Origin of the sequence: Pseudomonas sp. D3-10 (genome assembly GCF_051132175.1) — a bacterium.
Classification (GTDB): Bacteria; Pseudomonadota; Gammaproteobacteria; order Pseudomonadales; family Pseudomonadaceae; genus Aquipseudomonas.
On the sequence record NZ_CP071668.1, the window covers coordinates 5,618,154 to 5,641,905 of the forward strand.

At 62.2% G+C, this 23,752-nt stretch carries 22 protein-coding genes; 15 read left to right on the top strand and 7 right to left on the bottom strand.

Going from position 1 to position 23,752, the window contains the following annotated elements:
* The first annotated feature begins 2 nt into the window (after window positions 1-2).
* From tssC to J3P90_RS25625, 10 genes are all read left to right on the top strand, one after another.
* Window positions 3-1,499 carry a type VI secretion system contractile sheath large subunit gene (tssC, locus tag J3P90_RS25580; RefSeq protein WP_030138240.1) on the top strand — a complete coding sequence of 499 codons (1,497 nt, stop codon included), beginning with the start codon at window positions 3-5 and terminating at the stop codon, window positions 1,497-1,499.
* Window positions 1,500-1,724: 225 nt separating this feature from the next.
* Complete coding sequence (locus J3P90_RS25585; protein WP_420767135.1) at window positions 1,725-2,213, top strand: Hcp family type VI secretion system effector; 489 nt, start codon at window positions 1,725-1,727, stop codon at window positions 2,211-2,213.
* Window positions 2,214-2,293: 80 nt separating this feature from the next.
* Entirely contained in the window at window positions 2,294-2,746 is a 453-nt protein-coding gene (locus tag J3P90_RS25590) for a T6SS effector amidase Tae4 family protein (RefSeq protein ID WP_420767134.1), read from the top strand.
* A complete protein-coding gene (locus J3P90_RS25595) occupies window positions 2,743-3,168 on the top strand; it encodes a hypothetical protein (RefSeq protein WP_434675571.1) in 426 nt (141 codons plus the stop codon). Before J3P90_RS25590 ends, J3P90_RS25595 begins: the two co-directional genes overlap by 4 nt.
* Entirely contained in the window at window positions 3,162-3,674 is a 513-nt protein-coding gene (gene tssE, locus J3P90_RS25600; protein WP_434675572.1) for a type VI secretion system baseplate subunit TssE, read from the top strand. Before J3P90_RS25595 ends, tssE begins: the two co-directional genes overlap by 7 nt.
* Window positions 3,671-5,530: a type VI secretion system baseplate subunit TssF gene (gene tssF, locus J3P90_RS25605; protein WP_434608822.1), complete on the top strand. Its 1,860-nt coding sequence runs from the start codon at window positions 3,671-3,673 to the stop codon at window positions 5,528-5,530. The genes tssE and tssF overlap by 4 nt, the downstream gene beginning before the upstream one ends.
* Complete coding sequence (gene tssG / locus J3P90_RS25610) at window positions 5,494-6,546, top strand: type VI secretion system baseplate subunit TssG (RefSeq protein WP_434561594.1); 1,053 nt, start codon at window positions 5,494-5,496, stop codon at window positions 6,544-6,546. Before tssF ends, tssG begins: the two co-directional genes overlap by 37 nt.
* Window positions 6,539-9,229, top strand: a complete 2,691-nt coding sequence (tssH, locus tag J3P90_RS25615) for a type VI secretion system ATPase TssH (protein WP_434675573.1) — start codon at window positions 6,539-6,541, stop codon at window positions 9,227-9,229. Before tssG ends, tssH begins: the two co-directional genes overlap by 8 nt.
* 159 nt (window positions 9,230-9,388) lie before the next feature.
* A complete protein-coding gene (gene tssI, locus J3P90_RS25620) occupies window positions 9,389-11,326 on the top strand; it encodes a type VI secretion system tip protein TssI/VgrG (protein ID WP_420767128.1) in 1,938 nt (645 codons plus the stop codon).
* An 18-nt stretch (window positions 11,327-11,344) separates the two neighbouring features.
* Window positions 11,345-11,767, top strand: a complete 423-nt coding sequence (locus tag J3P90_RS25625) for a DcrB-related protein (protein WP_434561590.1) — start codon at window positions 11,345-11,347, stop codon at window positions 11,765-11,767.
* Window positions 11,768-11,848: 81 nt separating this feature from the next.
* Here J3P90_RS25625 and J3P90_RS25630 read toward each other — a convergent pair whose 3' ends face one another.
* The 5 genes from J3P90_RS25630 to J3P90_RS25650 form a co-directional block, all read right to left on the bottom strand.
* On the bottom strand, window positions 11,849-12,382 hold the full coding sequence (locus J3P90_RS25630; RefSeq protein ID WP_434608814.1) for a hypothetical protein: 534 nt from the start codon (window positions 12,380-12,382) through the stop codon (window positions 11,849-11,851).
* On the bottom strand, window positions 12,379-13,674 hold the full coding sequence (locus J3P90_RS25635) for a PAAR domain-containing protein (protein WP_420767125.1): 1,296 nt from the start codon (window positions 13,672-13,674) through the stop codon (window positions 12,379-12,381). Before J3P90_RS25635 ends, J3P90_RS25630 begins: the two co-directional genes overlap by 4 nt.
* Window positions 13,675-13,698: 24 nt before the next feature.
* Window positions 13,699-14,133 (bottom strand): DcrB-related protein, encoded by a 435-nt coding sequence (locus J3P90_RS25640; RefSeq protein WP_420767124.1) that lies wholly within the window; start codon window positions 14,131-14,133, stop codon window positions 13,699-13,701.
* Window positions 14,134-14,429: 296 nt separating this feature from the next.
* On the bottom strand, window positions 14,430-15,080 hold the full coding sequence (locus J3P90_RS25645; RefSeq protein WP_420767123.1) for an HAD family hydrolase: 651 nt from the start codon (window positions 15,078-15,080) through the stop codon (window positions 14,430-14,432).
* Window positions 15,081-15,108: 28 nt separating this feature from the next.
* Window positions 15,109-15,654 (bottom strand): gamma carbonic anhydrase family protein, encoded by a 546-nt coding sequence (locus J3P90_RS25650; protein ID WP_420767122.1) that lies wholly within the window; start codon window positions 15,652-15,654, stop codon window positions 15,109-15,111.
* 72 nt (window positions 15,655-15,726) lie between these two features.
* On the opposite strand from J3P90_RS25650, the gene prlC reads away from it, so the two are divergent.
* The 3 genes from prlC (at window position 15,727) to J3P90_RS25665 (ending at window position 20,211) form a co-directional block, all read left to right on the top strand.
* On the top strand, window positions 15,727-17,805 hold the full coding sequence (prlC, locus tag J3P90_RS25655) for an oligopeptidase A (protein ID WP_434675574.1): 2,079 nt from the start codon (window positions 15,727-15,729) through the stop codon (window positions 17,803-17,805).
* Window positions 17,802-18,080 (top strand): YheV family putative zinc ribbon protein, encoded by a 279-nt coding sequence (locus tag J3P90_RS25660; protein WP_434608807.1) that lies wholly within the window; start codon window positions 17,802-17,804, stop codon window positions 18,078-18,080. The genes prlC and J3P90_RS25660 overlap by 4 nt, the downstream gene beginning before the upstream one ends.
* A 115-nt stretch (window positions 18,081-18,195) precedes the next feature.
* A complete protein-coding gene (locus J3P90_RS25665; RefSeq protein ID WP_434675575.1) occupies window positions 18,196-20,211 on the top strand; it encodes a M3 family metallopeptidase in 2,016 nt (671 codons plus the stop codon).
* On the opposite strand, the gene J3P90_RS25670 is transcribed toward J3P90_RS25665, so the two are convergent.
* Together J3P90_RS25670 and J3P90_RS25675 are read right to left on the bottom strand one after the other, a co-directional pair.
* A complete protein-coding gene (locus tag J3P90_RS25670) occupies window positions 20,187-20,867 on the bottom strand; it encodes a phosphatase domain-containing protein (protein ID WP_434675576.1) in 681 nt (226 codons plus the stop codon). The genes J3P90_RS25665 and J3P90_RS25670 overlap by 25 nt on opposite strands.
* Before the next feature lie 227 nt (window positions 20,868-21,094).
* Complete coding sequence (locus tag J3P90_RS25675) at window positions 21,095-21,478, bottom strand: COG4315 family predicted lipoprotein (RefSeq protein ID WP_434649634.1); 384 nt, start codon at window positions 21,476-21,478, stop codon at window positions 21,095-21,097.
* 151 nt (window positions 21,479-21,629) lie between these two features.
* Between J3P90_RS25675 and phoB the strand changes: the two genes are divergently transcribed.
* Window positions 21,630-22,319: a phosphate regulon transcriptional regulator PhoB gene (gene phoB / locus J3P90_RS25680; protein ID WP_003177195.1), complete on the top strand. Its 690-nt coding sequence runs from the start codon at window positions 21,630-21,632 to the stop codon at window positions 22,317-22,319.
* A gap of 81 nt (window positions 22,320-22,400) precedes the next feature.
* Window positions 22,401-23,687: a phosphate regulon sensor histidine kinase PhoR gene (gene phoR, locus J3P90_RS25685; RefSeq protein ID WP_434676605.1), complete on the top strand. Its 1,287-nt coding sequence runs from the start codon at window positions 22,401-22,403 to the stop codon at window positions 23,685-23,687.
* The last annotated feature ends 65 nt before the right edge of the window (window positions 23,688-23,752 follow it).

Here is a 23,752-nt window from a genome sequence, read left to right on the forward strand (position 1 = left end):
TCATGAACGATTTGGTACGCGACAATCAGCCCCAGAACCTGGGCGCCACCGAAGAAACCAGCGAGTTCGCCTCGCTGCTGCTGCAAGAATTCAAACCCAAGACCGAACGTGCCCGCGAAGCCGTCGAGACCGCCGTGCGCACCCTGGCCGAACAGGCCCTGGCGCAGACCGACCTGGTGTCCAACGACGCCATCAAGTCGATCGAGTCGATCATCGCCGCCATCGACGCCAAGCTCACCGCCCAGGTCAACCAGGTCATCCACCACCCGGATTTCCAGCAATTGGAAAGCGCCTGGCGTGGCCTGCACTACCTGGTCAACAACACCGAGACCGATGAGCAGCTCAAGATCCGCGTGCTCAACATCTCCAAGCCTGACCTGCACAAGACCCTGAAGAAATTCAAGGGCACCGCGTGGGACCAGAGCCCGATCTTCAAGAAGATGTACGAAGAAGAATACGGCCAGTTCGGCGGCGAGCCTTACGGCTGCCTGGTGGGCGACTACTACTTCGACCAGTCGCCACCGGACGTGGAACTGCTGGGCGAACTGTCGAAAGTCTGCGCCGCGATGCACGCGCCGTTCATTGCCGCTGCCTCGCCAACCGTGATGGGCATGGGCTCCTGGCAGGAACTGTCGAACCCGCGCGACCTGACCAAAATCTTTACCACGCCGGAATACGCCGGCTGGCGTTCGCTGCGTGAGTCGGAAGACTCGCGCTACATCGGCCTGACCATGCCGCGCTTCCTGGCGCGCCTGCCGTACGGCGCCAAGACCGACCCGGTGGAAGCCTTCGCCTTCGAAGAAAACACCGACGGCGCCGACAGCTCCAAGTACACCTGGGCCAACGCGGCCTATGCGATGGCGGTGAACATCAACCGTTCCTTCAAACACTTCGGCTGGTGCTCGCGCATCCGTGGCGTGGAGTCGGGCGGTGAAGTGGAAAACCTGCCGGCCCACACGTTCCCGACCGACGACGGTGGCGTGGACATGAAGTGCCCGACTGAAATCGCCATCTCGGACCGCCGTGAAGCGGAACTGGCGAAGAACGGTTTCATGCCGCTGCTGCACAAGAAAAACACCGACTTCGCCGCGTTCATCGGCGCCCAGTCCCTGCAGAAACCGGCCGAATACGACGACCCGGACGCCACCGCCAACGCCAACCTGGCCGCGCGCCTGCCGTACCTGTTCGCCACCTGCCGTTTCGCCCACTACCTCAAGTGCATCGTGCGCGACAAGATCGGCTCCTTCAAAGAGAAGGACGAAATGCAGCGCTGGTTGCAGGACTGGATCCTGAACTACGTCGACGGTGATCCGGCGCACTCCACCGAGACCACCAAGGCCCAGCACCCGCTTGCTGCCGCCGAAGTGATCGTCGAAGAAGTCGAAGGCAACCCGGGGTACTACAACTCCAAGTTCTACCTGCGTCCGCACTACCAGCTCGAAGGGCTGACCGTGTCGCTGCGCCTGGTATCGAAACTGCCTTCGGCCAAGGGCGCTTAAAAACCCACTGAACGTACGCAATAGAACATGTGGGAGCGAGCCTGCTCGCGATGGCAGTGGATCAGTCGCCACCTGCGTTGCCTGACCCGCCGCCATCGCGAGCAGGCTCGCTCCCACAAGGGATCTTCAGCAGTTTGGAGATCACCTTAATTCCGCTCGGCAAAACAGATTTCGCAAGGTCAGCGTCAACCAAACAACGTGGTAGAGACCACACAGGGAGAAAACATGGCTGTTGATATTTTCATCAAGATCGGCGACATCAAGGGCGAGTCCATGGACAAGGTCCACAAGGACGAGATCGACGTCCTGAACTGGAGCTGGGGCATGTCCCAGACCGGCAACATGCACGTGGGCAGTGGCGGTGGCGCGGGCAAGGTGAGCATCCAGGACCTGTCTCTGACCAAGTACGTCGACAAGGCTTCACCGAACCTGATGATGCACTGCGCCAGCGGCAAGCACGTCGACAAGGTCAAGCTGACCGTGCGCAAGGCCGGCGGCGAAAACCAGGTCGAGTACATGATCATCAACCTGGAAGAAGTGCTGATCACTTCCCTGAGCACCGGCGGCTCGGGTGGCGATGATCGCCTGACCGAAAACGTCACCCTGAACTTCGCCAAGGTGCTGGTGGACTACCAGCCGCAGAAAGCCGACGGCACCAAGGAAGGCGGCCCGGTCAAGTTCGGCTGGAACATCCGTCAGAACGTCAAGGTGTAATCGAACACGCCCCGGCGCCACGCGCCGGGGGTGTTTGGTGCTTGCTCGCATCCCATCCTTTCCTGCCCGGTGTCTGAGTCATGGCCAAGCCTGCGTTTATCAATTTGTGGAAAGCGTATTCCGATTTGCGGATAACCCATCCCGATGCAAAGCCTTGCGACGGTCCGTGGGCCAACCAGTGCGCCATACGCATGAGCGTGACGCTCAATGCCGAGAAGACTATCAAAGTCAATAAATTCACCTACACCGAACCCAAGTGTGCCCATGAACACGCCAGGGGCGCCGAATCGTTGGCGAACTGGTTGTGGAAGCACCATCTGGGGCGTCCTACCATCCTCAGCAATAGCGCCGCCGACCGGCAGAAGTTGATGAGCAAGACCGGGTTGATATTCTTCAAAGACTGTTATCGGCAACAGGGCCAGACCGAGGAAAACCGCACCGGCGATCACATCGATCTATGGAACCGGGGCGTGACTCAAACCGGTGATCTTTTCTACAGGTCCAAGGCTGTCTGGTTCTGGGAGCTGACATGATGAAAAAGCACCTGCTCGCTGCTTGCCTGGCGATGAATCTGGTTTGCCTGAGCGCATGTGCCGAACATACCGAGACGACGGCAACCCGAGCTGTTTTCGCTGGGCAAGCACTTAGCCTGATTGACGATCAAGGCCAGTGCGCACTGCTCAAACCCGACCAGGGCCGCATGCAATTGGATATGGAATGGCCCTGCAGCTTTATGTTGGACAAGCAGCAGCTGCGCGTGGAGAAGTTCAACGAAGTACCGATATTTGCGGTTTGGCGTAGCGAGCACATGCCCGCGCCCAGTCGCGATTGCATCACCAAGATGCAGGCTATCCGTCAGATGCCGCAGGGCTTTGAAGCAGCTCCGGTAAGCATCTATGCATTCTGCGGCCCGGGAGCGGACCAGAAAATGTACGTAGCGCCATTCACGTGGTAACCGAAATCGCCACCCGCGATCGCTTGCAACCGTCCCTGCTGGACCGGCTGACCGACGACGATCCGACCAACCCCAAGGAAAGCGCCGACAAGCGCGTGCTTTCCCTGACGCAATTGAAAGCCTCGGTGCTGCGTGACCTGGCGTGGCTGCTCAACACCACCTCGCTGCTCGACGGCGATGCCACGCTGCACTCGCCGGCGGGCACGTCGGTGGTGAATTTCGGCCTGCCGGCGCTGGCGGGCAACAGCGCGTCGAACGTCGACGTCGCCGCCCTGGAAACCTTGATCCATCAGGCCATCGCCACGTTCGAACCGCGCATCCTGCGTCACACGTTGCGCGTGCGAGCCCGGGCGACGGCCGAGATGAACCACAACGCCCTGAGCTTCGAGATCGAAGGCGACCTCTGGGCGCAGCCGGTGCCGCTGCGCCTGATGCTGCAAACCGACCTGGACCTGGAAACCGGCCACGTGCGCGTCGTCAACGCAGACCAGCGGAGACGCCCATGAACCCGCGCCTGCTGGAGCTGTACAACCAGGAATTGCACCACGTGCGCGAAAGCGCCGCGGAGTTCGCCAAGGAATACCCCAAGATCGCCAGCCGGCTGACCTTGGCCGGGATGGACTGCGCCGACCCGTATGTCGAGCGCCTGCTGGAAGGCTTCGCCTATCTGACGGCGCGGGTACAACTCAAGCTCGACGCCGAGTACCCGACCTTCACCCACAACCTGCTGGAAATCGCCTACCCGCACTACCTGGCGCCGACGCCGTCGATGACCGTGGTGCAAATGCAGGCCGACCCGGACGAAGGCTCGCTGAGCAGCGGTTTCCCGCTGCCCCGCGATACCGTACTGCGCGCCGCCCTAGGTCGCGAATCCCAGACTTGCTGCGAGTACCGCACCGCTCACCCGGTGACGTTGTGGCCGTTGCAGGTCAGCCAGGCCGAATATTTCGGCAACCCGTCCGCCGTGCTCGGGCGCCTGGCCGCCAGCGAACCGAAAGCCAAGGCCGGCCTGCGCCTGACCCTGCGCACCGGCGCCGAGCTGCCGTTCAACAGCCTGGCCCTGGACAACCTGCCGCTGTACCTCAGCGGCGCCGACGAACAGCCCTTCCGCCTTTACGAACAACTGCTGGGCAACGCCTGCGCGGTGTTCGCGCGCCAGCCCGGCGGCAATTGGGTCGAGCGGTTGCCCCAGGATGCATTGCGTTCCCAAGGCTTCGATGACGCCGAGGCCGCATTGCCGGTGGTGTCGCGGGCGTTCCAGGGCTATCGCCTGTTGCAGGAATACTTCGCCCTGCCCCATCGTTTCCTGTTCGTCGACTTCACCCAGCTCAGCCGTGCGGTCAAGCGTTGCGAAGGCCAGGAGCTGGAATTGATCGTGCTGTTCGACCGTCACGATCCGAGCCTGGAAGGCAGCGTTGGCGCTTCGCAGTTCCTGCCGTTCTGCACCCCGGCGATCAACCTGTTTCCCAAGCGCCTGGACCGCATTCACTTGTCGGACCGCGTCAACGAACATCACGTGATCGCCGACCGCACCCGGCCGATGGATTTCGAAGTGCATTCGCTGACGGGGCTGACCGGCCACGGCACCGGGCCGGAGCAACCGTTCCTGCCGTTCTACGCCGTGCGCGATCCGTCCCGCTATGGCCGCGACAAAGCCTATTACACGGTACGCCGTGAGCCGCGCGTGCTGTCCAGCGACCAGCGCCGCAACGGCCCGCGCTCGACCTACGTCGGCAGCGAGACCTTTGTCAGCCTGGTGGACAGCCAGCAAGCGCCCTATCGCCACGACTTGCGCCAGCTGGGGGTGACCGCGCTGTGCACCAACCGCGATCTTCCGCTGTTCATGAGCGTGGGCAACGGCAAGACCGATTTCACCCTGGCCGACAGTGCGCCGGTGGGCGCGGTGCGTTGCGTGGCAGGTCCCAGTCGTCCACGGGCCAGCCATGCCCATGACGCCAAGGCCTGGCGATTGATCAGCCAGTTGTCCCTGAACTACCTGTCGTTGAGCGAACAGGGCCAAGGCGCCGCCGCCCTGCGTGAGCTGCTGCGACTGTACGGCGACAGCAACGACGCCGCGCTGCAATTGCAGATCGAAGGCTTACGGGAGGTCAGCAGCAAGGCGTGCACCCGACGCCTGCCGATGCCCGGCCCGATCGTCTTTGGGCGTGGCCTGGAGATCATCCTGGAATTCGATGAAAACGCGTTTCGCGGCACCGGGGTGTTCCTGCTCGGCGCGGTACTGGAGCGCTTCCTGGCACGCTACGTGTCGATCAACAGTTTTACCGAGACGGTGATCCGTACCACCGAACGCGGCGAGATCATGCGATGGAAAGCCAAGCCCGGACGTCGTCCGACCCTTTGAGTACCCTGGAGGCGATGCACCAGGAACCCTGGGAATACGACTTTTTCCAGGCGTTGCGGCGCATCGAATGTGAAACCCCCGAACTGCCGCGCCTGGGCCATTCCCTGCGCCTGGCCGATGACCCGTTGCGCCTCGGGCAACAGGCCGACTGTACCTTCGCCCCGGCGACCCTGGCCTCGGTGCAACCGGGCGTGGACGGCGCGCCGGCGCGCCTGGAACAGTTCTTCTTCGGCCTCGGCGGCCCCAACGGCCCGATGCCGCTGCACATCACCGAATACGTGCGCGAACGCCAGCGCAACAATGGCGACAGCACCAGCAAGCGCTTCCTCGACGTGTTTCACCATCGCCTGCTCAGCCTGTTCTACCGGGCCTGGGCCGAAGCGCGGCCGACCGTCAGCCACGATCGCCCGGACGATGACTATTGGTCGGCGCGCCTGGCGGCACTCAGCGGCCGGGGCATGCCGAGCCTGCTCAACCAAGGGTTGATCCCCGACACGGCGAAGCTGCACTACAGTGGCCACCTCTCGGCGCAAACCCGTTATCCGGACGGCCTGAAGGCGATCCTCAGCGAGTATTTCGGCCTGCCGGTGGAAATCGAAGAATACGTCGGCCAGTGGCTGGAACTGCCGGAGCGCAGCCGCGTCGGTGTCAGCGCCCATCAGTTGGGCGTGGACTTCTGCCTGGGCCGTTTCGTGTGGGACCGCCAGCACAAATTCCGCATTCGCCTGGGCCCGCTCAAGCTCGATGACTACATGGGCATGCTGCCCGGCAGCCAACCGTTCAACGAGCTGGTGGCCTGGGTCGCCGAATACCTGGGACACGAGCTGGACTGGGACCTGAACCTGGTGCTGGAACAGCCCGAAGTGCCCCCACTACAACTCAATGGCCGTTTCCGCCTGGGCTTCAACACCTGGCTGGGACGACCTGAAAAAGATGCCAACGATCTAATACTGGCCCGGCATTACGCCGAACAGGCCAACACCTCACAGACCTCAAGGAGCCATGAGCATGGGTGAAATCAGTCGCGCCGCGTTGTTCGGCAAACTCAACAGCGTGGCCTACAAAGCCATCGAAGCCGCCACCGTGTTCTGCAAATTGCGCGGTAACCCTTATGTGGAGCTGGCCCACTGGTTTCATCAATTGCTGCAACTGCAGGACTCGGACCTGCACCGCATCATCCGCCAGTTCAACATCGAGCCGGCGCGCCTGGCCCGTGACCTGACCGAGGCACTGGATCGTTTGCCACGGGGGTCGACATCGATCACCGACCTGTCCTCTCACGTTGAAGAAGCCGTGGAACGTGGCTGGGTCTACGGCAGCCTGATGTTCGGCGAAAGCCAGGTGCGCACCGGTTATTTGGTGCTGGGCATCCTCAAGACGCCGAGCCTGCGCCACGCGCTGCTGGGCCTGTCGTCGGAGTTCGACAAAGTCAAGGTTGAAGCCTTGAGCGAACGCTTCGATGAATACGTTGGCGACTCGCCGGAAAACGCCCTGGCCGCCAGCGACGGTTTCAACGCCGGCGCGGTGCCGGGCGAGGCCAGCGGCGCGATGGCCCCTAGCGCCATGGGCAAGCAGGAAGCGCTCAAGCGCTTTACCGTCGACCTCACCGAGCAGGCCCGCAGCGGCAAGCTCGACCCCATCGTCGGCCGTGACGAAGAGATCCGCCAACTGGTGGACATCCTCATGCGCCGTCGGCAGAACAACCCGATCCTCACCGGTGAAGCCGGCGTGGGCAAGACCGCCGTGGTCGAAGGCTTTGCCTTGCGCATCGTCGCCGGCGACGTGCCGCCGTCCCTCAAGGGCGTGGAGCTGCGCAGCCTCGACGTGGGCCTGTTGCAGGCCGGCGCGAGCATGAAAGGCGAATTCGAACAACGCTTGCGCCAGGTCATCGAAGACGTCCAGGCCTCGCCCAAGCCGATCATCCTGTTCATCGACGAAGCCCACACCCTGGTGGGTGCCGGTGGCGCCGCCGGCACGGGCGACGCGGCCAACCTGCTCAAGCCGGCCCTGGCCCGCGGCACCTTGCGCACCGTGGCCGCCACGACCTGGGCCGAGTACAAGAAGCACATCGAAAAAGACCCCGCCCTGACCCGCCGCTTCCAAGTGGTGCAAGTCGCCGAACCGTCTGAAGACAAAGCCCTGCTGATGATGCGGGGCGTGGCCTCGACCATGGAAAAACACCACCAGGTGCAGATCCTCGACGAAGCCCTGGAAGCCTCGGTCAAGTTGTCCCACCGCTACATTCCCGCGCGCCAGTTGCCGGATAAATCCGTGAGCCTGCTGGACACCGCCTGCGCCCGCGTCGCCATCAGCCTGCACGCCGTGCCCGCCGAAGTGGACGACAGCCGCCGCCGTATCGAAGCGCTGGAAACCGAGCTGCAAATCATTGCCCGCGAGCACGCCATCGGCGTGGCCATCGGCAGCCGCCAGACCCAGAGCGAAAGCCTGCTGGGCGCCGAACGTGAGCGTCTGGCGGAGCTGGAAAGCCGCTGGGCCGGAGAGAAAACCCTGGTGGACCAATTGCTGGAAACCCGCGCCACCCTGCGCGAGCGCGTCGGCGCGGTGGACAGCGAAGACCGCAGCGAAGCTTCTGACAACGAAAGCCACGCCCTGCGCGAGAAACTGGTGGACCTGCAACAGCGCCTGACCGCCCTGCAAGGTGAAAACCCATTGATCCTGCCGACCGTGGATTATCAGGCCGTGGCCTCGGTGGTTGCCGATTGGACCGGTATCCCGGTGGGCCGCATGGCCCGCAACGAGCTGGAAACCGTGCTCAACCTCGACCAGCACCTGAAAAAACGCATCATCGGCCAGGACCATGCCTTGCAGATGATCGCCAAGCGCATCCAGACCTCCCGCGCCGGCCTCGACAACCCGAGCAAGCCGATTGGCGTGTTCATGCTCGCCGGCACCTCCGGCGTGGGCAAGACCGAAACCGCTCTGGCCCTGGCCGAAGCCATGTACGGCGGCGAGCAGAACGTCATCACCATCAACATGAGCGAGTTCCAGGAAGCCCACACCGTGTCCACCCTCAAGGGCGCGCCACCGGGCTACATCGGCTACGGCGAAGGCGGCGTGCTGACCGAAGCCGTGCGGCGCAAACCGTACAGCGTGGTGCTGCTGGACGAGGTTGAAAAAGCCCACCCGGACGTACATGAGATCTTTTTCCAGGTATTCGACAAGGGCGTGATGGAAGACGGCGAAGGCCGGGTGATCGACTTCAATAACACCCTGATCCTGCTGACCACCAACGCCGGCACCGAGCTGATCGCCCAGGTCTGCAAGGACCCGCAGAACGTGCCCGAGCCGGAAGAGATCGCCAAAGCCCTGCGCCAACCGCTGCTGGAAATTTTCCCGCCGGCGCTGCTGGGTCGCCTGGTGACGATCCCGTATTACCCGCTCAGCGATGAGATGCTCAAGGCCATTACCCGCCTGCAACTCAACCGCATCAAGAAGCGCGTGGAGAGCACCCATAAAGTGGCCTTCGACTACGACGACGCGGTGATCGACCTGATCGTCTCGCGTTGCACCGAAACCGAAAGCGGCGGGCGCATGATCGACACCATCCTGACCAACAGCCTGCTGCCGGACATGAGCCGCGAGTTTCTCACCCGCATGCTCGAAGGCAAGGCCATGGCCGGCGTGCGGATCAGCGCGGTGGACAATGAACTGAAGTACGATTTCAGCGATGCGGCCTGACTTCAGGTAACACCGCACGACCCTGTGGGAGCGAGCCTGCTCGCGAATGCAATCTGTCAGTGACATCCTTGTTGACTGACACACCGCTTTCGCGAGCAGGCTCGCTCCCACAAGGGCTATTCGGTTCCGTCAGTTATTACCCTTTACATGAGATCACCGATGCTATTCAACCAAGCCTCACGCCTGGCCAAGATCACCAGCCCGCTGGGGCCCGAGGTGTTGTTGCTCAAGGACATGGGCGGCGGCGAAGAGCTGGGGCGGCTGTTCAACTATGAGTTGCAGCTGCACTCGCTGGACAACGCCATCGACCTCAATCAGGTGCTCGGCAAACCGATGTGCGTGAGCGTTCAGCTGGACGGTGGCGGCGAACGGCATTTCCACGGCATCGTTGCGCGCTTCAGCCAGAACGTCGACCAGGGCCAATTCGCCAGTTACCAGGCCACGCTGCGCCCGTGGTTGTGGTTGCTGACACGCACTTCCGACTGCCGGATTTTCCAGAACCTGACCATCCCGCAGATTATCAAGCAGGTGTTCCGCGACCTGGGTTTTTCCGACTTCGAAGACACCCTCAGCCGCCCGTATCGCGAGTGGGAATACTGCGTCCAGTACCGCGAGACCAGCTTCGATTTCGTCAGTCGACTGATGGAACAGGAAGGCATCTATTACTTTTTCCGCCATGAACAGGGCCGTCATGTGCTGGTGCTGGCCGACGCCTACGGCGCCCACACCACGGCGCCCGGCTATGGATCGGTGCCTTACTACCCGAAGAACGAGCAGCAGCGCGAGCGCGACCATATCCACGACTGGCACCTGGCCCAGGAAGTCCAGCCGGGTTCGCTGGAGCTTAACGACTATGATTTCCAGCGCCCCAGCGCGCGCATCGACGTGCGCTCGGCCATGCCCCGCCCGCACGCTGCCGGCGACTATCCGCTGTTCGATTACCCGGGCACCTACGTGCAAAGCGAAGACGGCGAGCACTACGCCCGCACCCGAATCGAAGCCTTGCAGACCCAGCACGAGCAGGTCGAGCTGGCGGGCAACGCCCGGGGCCTGGGGTCGGGGCATCTGTTCAGCCTCACCGGCTTCACCCGACAGGACCAGAACCGCGAATACCTGATCGTCGGCGCGCGCTATTACATCTCCCAGGAAAGCGGCGAGAGCGGCGTCGGCGCGCCTTCGGCACAGTTCGAAAGCAGCCTGACCTGTATCGACGCCCAACAGAGCTTCCGGCCGATGGCGATCACCCACCGGCCCATCGTCAAGGGACCGCAGACCGCGTTGGTGGTCGGCCCCAAGGGCGAGGAAATCTGGACCGATCAGTTCGGCCGGGTGAAGGTGCACTTCTATTGGGACCGGCACGACCAATCCAACGAAAACAGCTCGTGCTGGATTCGCGTGTCGCAGTCCTGGGCTGGCAAGAACTGGGGCTCGATGCAGATTCCACGCATCGGCCAGGAAGTCATCGTGAGCTTCCTCGAGGGCGACCCTGACCGGCCGATCATCACCGGTCGTGTCTACAACGCCGAGCAGACCGTGCCCTACGACCTGCCTGAAAATGCCACCCAGAGCGGCATGAAGAGCCGTTCGAGCAAAGGCGGCACGCCGGCGAACTTCAACGAAATCCGCATGGAAGACAAGAAAGGCGCCGAGCAGTTGTACATCCACGCCGAGCGCAACCAGGACATCGTGGTCGAGGTGGACGAAAGCCATTCGGTGGGCCACGACCGCAACAAAAGCATTGGCCACAACGAAACCGTGACCATCGGCAACAACCGCCTGCGCATCGTCAAGCAGGAGGACATTTTGTCGGTGGGCCAGCGCAAGACCGACAGCATCAGCCAGAGCTACGTCATCGAAGTGGGCGAGAACCTGCGCCTGGTGTGCGGTGAAAGCATCCTGGAGCTCAACGCCAGCGGCCAGATCAACCTGACCGGCGTGCAAATCAGCTTTTACGCCAGCGGCGATGCCGAATTCAACACCGGCGGCGTGCTGCACCTGAACAATGGCGGCGGCCCCGGCGCCACGCCGGACGGCCAGGGCGTCAAGGCCAGCATCGACGCGAACGTCGCCGCCGCGTTCCCGGCGCCCAAGGGCTAATTCAGAGAACCAAGCACCATGACTTACCGCCTCAACGAATTCCAGCTGCAACTGCCGCCCGCCGAGTTGCTCGACGCCTCGATCAATATCCTCAAGTTCCCTGAACTGGGCACGTCGCTGATCGTCAGCCGCAGCCTGCTGGCCGAGGGTGAAACCTTGCAAAGCAATCTCGACGAGCAGCTCAAGCGCTTGGAGAAACAAGTCCAGGACCTGCGCTGCCAGCCGGGCGCCACCCTGCGCGTGGGTGCGAACCAGGAAGTCGAAGCCATTGAGTTACGCAGCCAGTTCAACAAGGGCAACGAGAAGGTCTTCCAGTATCAACTGGCGCTGGTATTGCCGGGCACGCGCAAGATGCTTGCCTTGAGCTATGTAAAAGCCCAGAAGCTGGGCGATGCCGAGGCAGCGCACTGGGCGACGATCAAGGGCTCGTTGACGTTTTGATGCGCAGGCGTGAACCCCTCGCTACAGAGCGGCTTCGTACCTGCGATGTCGGCTTTTTGTCCTGACCAGGCAACGGCCCGCTCAGATATTGGCCGGCACGAAATCCGGCCCGCCCAACTTGTCCCGCACCATCACCGCCGAACGCATCAAGGGCGTCCACATGCCGTCCGGGCTGTTCCACGCCGCACCGGCCCACCGCGTATCGGCCACCAGTTCGGCCTTGTGGTTTTCCAACAGGCGCTTGAGGGCCAAGGCGACGCCGCCCATGTCCACGTCGAACAGATCGCCGTAGGGGCCCAGCGGCTGCTGGCGCTGCTTGTCCTGGCAGAAACGGTAATACCAGACCCAATCGGCAGCGATGTAGATCGCCCGTGTCCGGTCTGGATATGTCGCCAGCATCCGCAACAGGCCCGCCACGAATCGCGCCGGGAAACTCGGGTCATGGGTCTGGAGCCAGTAGGGCATGAGCAACCGGTCGAACGCCGCGACTACGTTTTGGGGCTCGTCGTTGTCGTTCTTGGCCTCAAGAAAGTAGAACGGCTCGCCCACCAGGAATTTATCCAATTCATCATTGGCGAGGGCCAACAGCAGCACGTTGTCTTGCGGGTTGTTCATTGGATTCTCACTACGTCTCGGGTCGTCATCAGCGCATTGATGTCGTTGCCGTGGGCGATGGGCACGTTGTCCAGCACGGCTTCGCGCATGCCGCCTGGATGGGTCAGGCCGCCGGGTCGCCATAGGGAGTTCACACCGCCCTCGTTGCCGGTCGGCATCAGCACCTTGGGCTTGTCCAGGTTCATCATGTAGATGTCCTTGCCCACCAGCGACCCCGGATCGTAACCCAAGGCCGATTCCAGTACCGAAACGTCGCCGGTTTTTTTGTACTCGGCGACCACCGCGTTCAGGTCCGACTTCGCCATGACGAACTTGTTCGGGTTGAACGACCCGTATTTGGGGTTGGAAATATCGTCGGCGGTGAAGAGGAAACTGCCGCCCTCATCCTCGAAGGTCTTGAGGTGCTTGTCGATGTATGGGCCTTCGAGATAGTCGCTCGGCGGTGGCCGGCTGCCCTTGGGGATCGCCATGATATCGGCCTCGGTCGTGCCTGGCTTGTAGGCCGCGACACGCGGTTTTGGCCCCGCGCCGAGACGCGCCATTTTCGGCCCCAGCCCCAGCAGCGCCATGCCGGCGATGCCTTGAAGCAGATCGCGATAACCGGGGCCGAGGCGGTCGCCCAGGTCGCCCAGCAGCGCCATGCCACCCATCATGGCGCCACCGATGACCACGAACCCGGCAAAAGCCGCCGCCCCGGCCATCGCCGCCAACACGGCGGCAGCGCCCATGGCCACCAACCCCAATGCTTCAAGTCCGGTGTGCAGCCAGCCTTCGATGTCGAGGACAAACGCCACCGAGACCGTCGGCCCGCCGATGAATGTATTCGCGCTGCCAGTCTTGATGTGGGCGCCGCAGACCATCTTGCTCTGCAACCGCGCCGCCGGTTTCCCATTGATGTAGACCGTGGCGCTGCCTTCGGCAATCAGCACCGGGAACGGCCAGATCGGATGGTTCATCGGCAGCCCCGTGCAACCGGCCGACATGTCGACGCCAGCGCGCATGGCATTGCGTCGGTTGATGTGCACGTTGAGACTACCCATGATCAACGCCCCTGTCGTGGGCTCGGGCAAGTTGAAAATGGTGTTCAGGCCCTTGAGGATCTGGAACATCGACAACCCGCCGGCGGCAATCGAGCCGGCCATGATTGCCAGCGCCACGCCCCCGGTCGCCACGGTGGCCGCCACAACCGCCGCGCCGATCAATGCCCCGGCCACGGCACCGGCGACCATCGCGGCGACACCAAAACCGTGGGCTATTTCATCGCCAAGGCGCGCAGCAGCCAGCATGTCCATTGCGTTGTCGTCTTCCTGGAATGATCAGGCGGTCGCCGGCAAGACCTTGAAGGAATGCATGGCCGCTTTCCAGGCCGGCTCGTGAAACACGAGATCGTTCGGCGTTGTCGTCAGCGTGGTAATCAGCCCCACGGGCTGGCGGTCGATAAACACCTGGCGCAGCATCAACTCTCGCCCTTCGCGCTGCCAGCTGTAATCAAGCAACACTGCGGCGCGCTCGTGCAGCAAGAAATCCCAACGCTTGATCAGCTTGAAACCCGGTAACTGCTGTTCGGCGCTCGCCAGTTGTTGGTCGACATAGTCGTTGAACGGCGTATCGCCCCGGCTCGGATCGCGGCTGATGACGAAACTGGCTTCCTTGGCACCGCCAACGGCAGGCAGCTTGAAGATATTGATGCTCTGGTCCTGCCAACTGTCAGGGATGTCGAGATCGGCTTCGTGGAGGCGGTAGAGCGTCATGATTCGGGTCGTTTCCAGGCAGAGGGAGGCATCAACGAGCGAGAGATCTTCAAGCAATGAATGGCAACAATCAAGGTGCCTGGAGAGAGCGTTTTCGAGGCCATGACGCCAGTCTCATTTTTAGGTAGCACCCAGAGGGACTGCCCAACGACGCCCTCGGTCCCGTGACGAGCGAGCTTGCTCCCGCTCGGTTGCGCAGCGAACGCAAGATTATTAGGGCCGCTGCGCTGCCCAGCGCGAGCAAGCTCCCTCGCCACGGGCCCTAGGCAAGCTGTCAGGCTTTGTCGATGTCTTGATCAGGTTCGCAGGAATGCCCGGTGCAGCTCATCCAACGTCTGGAAGTGGTGCACCGGGTTTTCCGCGCTCAATTCCTCGAAACTGCCAAACCCATACCCCACTGCTGCCGCGTCCAGGCCGTTGCTGCGGGCACCGATCAGGTCGTGTTTGCGATCGCCGATCATCAGGGTGGCGGCCGGGTCCAGGCTTTCTTCGGCCATGAGATGGGCGATGAGCTCGACCTTGTCTGTGCGGGTGCCGTCCAGTTCGCTGCCGTAGATCACCTTGAAGTGCTTGGCGAAGTCGAAATGGCGGGCAATTTCCCTGGCGAAAACCCAGGGCTTGGACGTGGCGATGTACAGCTGCCGATTTTGGTCGGCGAGGGTTTCCAGCAGCGGCAGGACGCCATCGAACACGCGGTTTTCGTACAGGCCGGTGACCTTGAAGCGCTCGCGATAGAAAGACACCGCCTCCCAGGCTTTCGCTTCATCGAAGCCGTAGAACTGCATGAAAGCCTGCAACAGAGGCGGGCCGATGAAGTGTTCGAGGCGGGTCAGGTCGGGTTCGTCGATGCCCAGTTTGCTCAGGGCGAACTGGATCGAACGGGTGATGCCTTCCCTGGGGTCGGTAAGGGTGCCGTCGAGGTCGAAGAGTACAGTCTGGTAGTGCATGAAAATTCCTGGGCAGTGGCGGGACGGTTCAGGGCTGGTCGTAGCCTTCGGCCAGATGCAGGTCCTTGAGCTTTACGTAGTTCGCCGCGCTGTAGGTGAAGAATGCGCGTTCCTTGTCGGTCAGGGGGCGGACCTGTTTCACCGGGCTGCCGACGTACAGGAAGCCGCTCTCCAGGCGCTTGCCCGGCGGCACGAGGCTGCCGGCGCCGATGATGACGTCGTCCTCGACCACCGCGCCGTCCATGACGATGCTGCCCATGCCGATCAGAATTCGACTGCCGACGGCGCAACCATGGAGCATGACTTTGTGGGCGATGGTCACGTCATCGCCGATCAATAACGGAAAGCCATCGGGGTTGAACGGGCCGGCGTGGGTGATGTGCAGCACGCAGCCGTCCTGGACGCTGGTGCGCGCGCCAATACGGATGCGGTGCATGTCGCCGCGGATGACCGTCAGCGGCCAGACGGAGCTGTCTTCGCCGATTTCGACGTCGCCGATCACCACCGCGGTGCTGTCGACAAAAGCCCCACGGGCAAGCCGCGGGCTGTGATTCTGGTACGTGCGAAGGGTCACGATAGGCTCTCTCTTATCGGGTGATAGGCGCTGCTAGCTGCGGTGAACGCCGATTGTAATTAAGATGGGCCGATGTTTCTTCCAGCGAAGGTGTCAACCGTGAGCGTGAACAACCCTCTTTTGCAGCCCTACGACCTGCCGCCATTCTCGGCGATCCGCGCCGAACACGTGCAACCGGCCATCGAGCAGATCCTGGCTGACAACCGTGCCGCCATCGCCGAAATACTCAAGACTCAGGGCCAACAGCCTACCTGGGCCGGCCTGGTATTGGCGATGGACGAGCTCAACGATCGCCTCGGCGCGGCCTGGAGCCCGGTGAGCCATCTGAACGCCGTGCGCAACAGCCCCGAACTGCGCGAAGCCTACGAGGCATGCCTGCCGGCGCTCAGTGCCTACTCCACCGAACTGGGCCAGAACCGCGAGCTGTTCCAGGCCTTCGAAGCCCTGGCGAACAGCCCCGAGGCGGCCGGTTTCGATGTGGCGCAAAAAACCATCCTGGAACATTCCCTGCGCGATTTCCGCCTGTCGGGCATCGACCTGCCGCCCGAGCAGCAGAAGCGCTACGCCGAAGTGCAAAGCAAATTGTCCGAGCTGGGCAGCCGCTTTTCCAACCAGTTGCTCGACGCGACCCAGGCCTGGACCAAGCACGTCACGGACGAGGCCGCCCTCGCCGGCCTGACCGACTCGGCCAAGGCGCAAATGGCTGCCGCCGCCCAGGCCAAAGGGCTGGATGGCTGGCTGATCAACCTGGAATTCCCTAGCTACTACGCCGTGATGACCTACGCCGAAGACCGCGCCCTGCGCGAAGAAGTCTACGCGGCCTACTGCACTCGCGCCTCGGACCAGGGCCCGAACGCCGGTCAGAACGACAACGGCCCGGTGATGGAACAGATCCTCGACCTGCGCCAGGAACTGGCCCACCTGCTGGGCTTCGCCAATTTCGCCGAGTTGAGCCTGGCGACCAAGATGGCCGAGTCCAGCGACCAGGTGCTCAGCTTCCTGCGTGACCTGGCCAAGCGCAGCAAACCGTTTGCCGCCCAGGACCTGGAGCAACTGAAAGCGTTCGCCGCCGAACAGGGCTGCCCCGACCTGCAAAGCTGGGACAGCGGCTTCTATGGCGAGAAACTCCGCCAGCAGCGCTACAGCGTCGCCCAGGAAGCCCTGCGCGCCTACTTCCCGATCGATAAGGTGCTGAGCGGCCTGTTCACCATTGTGCAGCGCCTCTATGGGATCGAGATCGCCGAGCTGAAGGGCTTCGACAGCTGGCACCCGGATGTGCGCCTGTTCGAGATCAAGGAAAACGGCCAGCACGTCGGCCGGTTCTTCTTCGACCTCTATGCCCGCGCCAACAAGCGTGGCGGCGCCTGGATGGACGGCGCACGTGATCGCCGCCGCACCGTCGACGGCGTCTTGCAAAGCCCGGTCGCCAACCTGGTGTGCAACTTCACCCCGGCCGACAGCGGCAAGCCGGCGCTGCTGACCCACGACGAAGTCACCACCTTGTTCCACGAGTTCGGCCATGGCCTGCATCACCTGTTGACCCGCGTCGAACATGCCGGCGTGTCCGGCATCAACGGTGTGGCTTGGGACGCCGTGGAGCTGCCTAGCCAGTTCATGGAAAACTGGTGCTGGGAACCCGAAGGCCTGGCGCTGATTTCCGGCCATTATGAAACCGGCGAACCGCTACCCCAGGACCTGCTGGAGAAAATGCTCGCGGCGAAGAATTTCCAGTCCGGCCTGATGATGGTTCGCCAGTTGGAGTTCTCGCTGTTCGACTTCGAGCTGCACGCCACCCACGGCGACGGCCGTAACGTATTGGAAGTGCTCGAAGGCGTGCGCGACGAGGTGTCGGTGATGCGTCCGCCGGCCTACAACCGCTTCCCCAACAGTTTCGCGCACATCTTCGCTGGCGGCTACGCGGCGGGTTACTACAGCTACAAATGGGCGGAAGTGCTGTCGGCCGATGCGTTCTCCAAGTTCGAAGAGGACGGTGTGCTCAACGCCGACACCGGTCGCGCCTTCCGCGAAGCGATCCTGGCGCGCGGCGGCTCCCAGGAGCCAATGGTGCTGTTCGTCGACTTCCGTGGCCGCGAGCCGTCGATTGACGCACTCTTGCGTCATAGCGGCCTGAGCGAGGACGCGGCAGCATGAGCGAGGGGCCTGTGATTACCAAACGACGCTTTATTGCCGGGGCGGTCTGCCCCGCGTGCAGCGAGCCGGACAAGTTGATGATGTGGAACGAAGACGGCGTGCCCCATCGCGAATGCGTGGCCTGCGGTTATTCCGACACGCTCAACGAGCAAGGCCTGTCGGTGCCCAAGGAATTGGGCACCCGGGTCAACACATCGGCGCTCAAGACGCCCGATGCGAAAGTCCAGGCGGTGCAGTTTTTTCCCAACCCGAAATTGAAGAAAAAAAACGACTGACATCTTCGGCATCACCTTCCGGGCCGTTCGGCCCGGAAGCGATACATAGTTACCGCAAGGTTGCCCCCTTTCCTGATCAGACTGACCTGACACGTCCGACTGACAGGAAGCCCCCATGCAACACGCTGATAACCCCCTGCTGCAGCCTTACGACCTGCCGCCCTTTTCGAAGATCCAGGCCGAACACTTCTCCCCGGCCCTTGACCAGATTCTTGCCGAGAGCCGGGCCAAGGTCGCCGAGATCATCGAGACCCAGGCCCCTTTCCCGACCTGGGACGACCTGGTGCTGGCGATGGACGAAATCCATGGGCGACTGAAAGGCTTCGGCTATGTACTGGACCGCATGGCATCCACCAGAAGTGGCGAGGCCTGGGCGCGGGCTTCACTCGACTGCGAGGAGCGCCTGGATGATTTCCAGCGATCGCTGCTGCGCAATACCCAATTGTTTCAACTTTACCAACGCCTGGCAGACAGCGAGATCGCCGCGCACTTTTCCCCAATCAGGAAGAGGACGCTGAATAAAATCCTGCGGCAATGGCGCCGGGACGGCATGGGCTCCGCCGCGCAGGACGCCGTGGACGATTTACAGTCACGTATCCTGGGTGCGCGGAACTTGTTCCTGGAACACCTGCATGAAGCAAACAAAGCCTGGCGCAAGGCCTTCCAGGATGAAGCGGCATTGAGCGGCCTACCGATTTCGTTCAAGCAGCAGATGGCCGAGCAGGCACGTAAACAGGGCCTGTCCGGTTGGTTGCTAACTCTTAACGACGAGTCGTTTCGCATCGTCACCCGCTATGCCGAGGATCCCGTTCTGCGCAAGCAGATGTACGTCGCCTATAGCACACGCGCGTCGGACCAAGGCCCCCACGCTCGGGTTTTCGACAACGGCGAAGTGCTGCGCCAGCTGGTCAGGGATCGTCATGAGCTCGCGACGCTGCTCGGCTACGCAAATTATGCGCAGATGGCGATCGAGCCAGAGCAAGCACAGTCGCCGCAGGAAGTCCTGTCGTTTCTCAACGGGCAGCTCGAACAGCAACAAACATCGTTCGACAACGACAAGAAGCAGCTCCAGGCATTTGCCAGGACCCGAGGCTTCAGCAGTGTGGAACCTTGGAACTATCAATTCCTGGCACAACAGCTTCGTCGCAAGACGGCCGGCGTTTCGGAACAGGACGTCAGCGCCTGGTTTGCGTTGGAGCCGACGTTCGCACGGTTGCTGCTGGTCGCCCGGGACCTCTTTGGCGTGGATATCATCGAACGTGCGGACGTGACGACCTGGCACCCGCAGGTGCGTCTTTTCGAAGTCAGCGAGCGAGACGAAACCCTCGGCTATTTTTATTTCGATCCCTTCGAACATGCGGGCCAGAATGGCTTCCCCAATACCAGCACCCTGCGAAACCGCCGCATCACCGCCGAGGGCCGACCTCGTTATCCTATCGCCGTGCTCAATGGCTGGCTGCCACAAGGTTCCGCTACGAGCCCGCTGTTGCTGGACCATCGTCAGCTACGAATGCTCTCTCACGAGTTGGGGCATTGTTTGCACCATGTGTTGAGCCGAGCCGAATACCGCGACGTGTCAGGGATCGGCGAGCTCAGCCGGGACGCCGCCGAGTTCGCTGGGGTGCTGTTCGAACAGTGGTGCTTGTCCAAGCCATTCCTGATCCGGGTATCGAAGCACCACCAGACCGGGGCACCGTTGCCGGACCACGTCGCCGACCGATTGCTGACGTATCTTGAGACCCAAACCAGTTGGGACGTAGCGACGTTCCTGCGCGCTGCGTTATTCGACATGGAACTGCACCGCAGCCATGGCGACGGGCGAACGCCGCAGCAAGTATTCGACCAGGTCCGCAGGCAAGTTGGCCACTTGCCGGTGTTCGCGAACGAACGCTGGCCCAATGGCCTGGATTACATGGTCACGGGCTACGCCGCCGGGATTTACGCCTACGCCTGGTCCCGGAACCTGGCCATGACTGTATTCAAGCGGTTCAAGCGCAACGGGTTGTTCGACCGGGAGACCGGCAAGGCGCTGCGCGAAACGATATTGGAACGCGGCGATTCACGACCACTGTCCGAGTCCATCGCGGATTTCTTGCAGGCGACCGATCAACGGGAAGGAACAAGCGTCTGAGGGTCGAGATGATGCGCGGTCGTCGTTGAGTTGACCCAGCTCTTGAGAGAGCACAGGGCAAAAACGCTGGTGCTGCAATCGCCGTTCTTCAATGCCGCGCGCAGTTTCTCCACGTCGACCTGCATGACGTAGCGCACGCCGTCCTTGAAGGAATGACTGTCACCGAAGCCGCCCTCGGTCATCTCGTCCAGCGCGTCCTCCTTGCTCCAGCCCTGGACGACAATCCTGTACATGGCGGCCACTAAGCCGGTGCGGTCCGAGCCATGCTTGCAATGCATGAGCACCGGGCCATGAGCCTCGGCATCCTCGATGGCTCGAAGAGCCTTGAGAATGTCGCTGTCGTCGACATGATTGGTGCGATAGGGCAACTGCACCCGCTCGATGCCCGGGGCCGCCAGCCAACTGGCATCCGAATCGGGCAAAAAGGTGATGACCGTGCCGATACTGAGTTTTTTCAGCAGGGTTACGGCGCCTTCATCTGGCAAGGCGCTGCGGTATAGCGTCGGGGACATCTGGTAGAGGTTGTACTGCTTTCCCACCGGCTGGGCCCATTCGGCAGGCCGCGCCTGCGTCGCCTCCGCAGCCTGGGTTGCGGGGGCGGCGAGCATCAGCAGCAGAACCAGGCAGGACACGGGGTGAAGGCGGAGCTTGAGCATTGGGCGGCGACCGGAAGACCACGGGGCTAAGGCGGTCAGTTTCCGGCGGCGTCGGTTAAAAAGCCGTGAGCGGGACGTCAATGTGGCGTGAAGGCTCGATGTTGCTCAAGGAAGCTTGCTCCCGCTCGGTAGCGCAGCGACCGCTGGATTGTGGGGCCGCTTCGCCCGAAGCGTCGGACCGGCCCAGCGGGAGCAAGCTTCCACAAGCGCAATCTGAACGCCGAAGGTCATTTAGTCTTGGCCACTTTCCATGCACCGTCCATCTTGCCGTCGCCAGTCATGTCTCCGGCCTCCTTGTCCATTACGAAGGTGTACAGTGGTTTACCCTTGTAGGCCCACTGCATCGAGTCATCGTCACGCTTGATCACGGTCCAGTCCCCCTTGGATTCATCTCCTTTCTCGGCCATCAGCGGCGGCCAATTAACCGCGCACTGGCCATTGCATGCGGACTTGCCGGCCGAGTCCTTGGCAAAGGTATAAAGGGTCATACCCTTGTGGTCAGTGAACATGCCATCCTTCTCCATTGCAGGCTCGGCAGCCATCGCCAATCCAGGCAGAACCAGGGCAGCAGATATCAGCAGGGCTTTGAGAGAAACATTCACGCGCGTCATGGAAACCTTCCTTTGCAGTTGTCAGGATTCGGACTCAAAGCGTAGTCCAGGATCCCCTTTGCTGCCGCCTCAGGAAATAACTGTCACACGACTGCAATAATTCCGTTATCTAATGCGGCGCAAGACAGTTAAATGACAAGAGGATTAACCCATGGTTGGCAGGAGCATTCTGATCGTCGACGACGAGGCGCCCATTCGCGAGATGATCGCCGTTGCGTTGGAGATGGCCGGCTATGACTGCATGGAAGCAGAGAACTCCCAACAGGCCCACGCCATCATCGTCGACCGCAAGCCGGACCTGATTTTGCTGGACTGGATGCTGCCCGGCACGTCTGGCATCGAATTGGCGCGGCGCCTCAAGCGCGATGAGCTGACCGGCGACATTCCGATCATCATGCTCACCGCCAAGGGGGAAGAGGACAACAAGATCCAGGGCCTGGAAGTCGGCGCCGACGACTACATCACCAAGCCGTTTTCCCCTCGGGAACTGGTGGCGCGCCTCAAGGCCGTGCTGCGTCGTGCCGGGCCGACGGATGGCGAAGCGCCCATCGAAGTCGGCGGCCTGCTGCTCGACCCGATCAGCCACCGGGTGACCATCGACGGCAAGCCCGCCGAGATGGGCCCGACCGAATACCGCCTGCTGCAATTCTTCATGACTCACCAGGAGCGCGCCTACACCCGCGGGCAGCTGCTGGACCAGGTCTGGGGCGGCAACGTGTACGTCGAGGAACGCACCGTGGACGTACACATCCGGCGCCTGCGCAAGGCCCTCGGCGATGCCTACGAGAATCTGGTACAAACCGTGCGCGGCACCGGGTATCGTTTCTCGACAAAGGCCTGATACGAGCCCTTACCGCCCGACAAGCTGACAAGGACGCGCGTTCACGTGAATCAAAACTGGCATGGCACCCTCATCCGCCATATGTTGTTGCTGGTTACCGGATGCCTGTTGATCGGCCTGATCACCGGATATTACGGCTGGAGCCTGGCCGTGGGGCTGGCGCTTTACCTTGCCTGGACCCTCAAGCAATTGCTGCGCCTGCATGAGTGGCTGCGCCTGCACCAACCCGACGAAGCCCCGCCCGATGGCTACGGGCTGTGGGGCGAGGTGTTCGACAGCATCTATCATCTGCAACGGCGCGACCAGCGCGTTCGTGGCCGCCTGCAAGCGGTGATCGACCGCGTCCAGGAATCCACCGCGGCGCTCAAAGACGCGGTGATCATGCTCGACAGCGAAGGCAACCTGGAGTGGTGGAACCGCGCCGCCGAAACCCTGCTGGGCCTCAAGACCCCCCAGGACAGTGGCCAACCGGTGACCAACCTGGTTCGCCATCCGCGGTTCAAGGAATATTTCGAGCAGGACAACTACGCCGAACCGCTGGAAATCCCTTCGCCCACCAACGATCGATTGCGCATCCAGCTCTACATCACCCGCTACGGCAACAACGAGCATTTGATGCTGGTGCGGGACGTGACGCGCATCCATCAGCTGGAACAGATGCGCAAGGATTTCATCGCCAACGTGTCCCACGAGCTGCGTACCCCGCTGACGGTGATCTGCGGTTACCTGGAAACCTTGCTCGACAACGTCGAGGAAGTGAACCCGCGCTGGAGCCGGGCCTTGCAGCAGATGCAGCAACAAGGCGGGCGCATGCAGACCTTGCTCAACGATTTGCTGCTGCTGGCGAAACTGGAAGCCACCGATTACCCGTCGGACAACCAGCCGGTACCCATCGACGAACTTCTGCAGATCATCGTCGAGGATGCACAGGAACTGTCCGGCCCCAAGCAACAGGCCATCACCCTCGAAGCCGACCCGGCCGTCCAGCTCAAAGGCAGCGAGGCGGAACTGCGCAGCGCGTTTTCCAACCTGGTGTTCAACGCGGTCAAGTACACGCCCGAACAAGGACGGATCCACGTCCGCTGGTGGGGCGATGAACAGGGCGCGCACCTGAGCGTGCGCGATTCCGGTATCGGCATCGACAGCAAGCACCTGCCGCGCTTGACCGAACGCTTCTACCGGGTCGACTCCAGCCGCAACTCCAACACCGGCGGCACGGGGCTGGGACTGGCCATCGTCAAACACGTCTTGTTGCGCCACCGTGCACGCATGGAAATCAGCAGCGTGCCCGGTCACGGCAGCACCTTCACCTGCCATTTCGCTCCAGCACAGGTGGTTCGCACGCGCCTTCCCAACCGCGACGAGTGACGCCGACCAGCCCTTCCCTCTAGGCAATCGCCAAGTCAGCCGCTACATTGGCTGACTTATGCCTG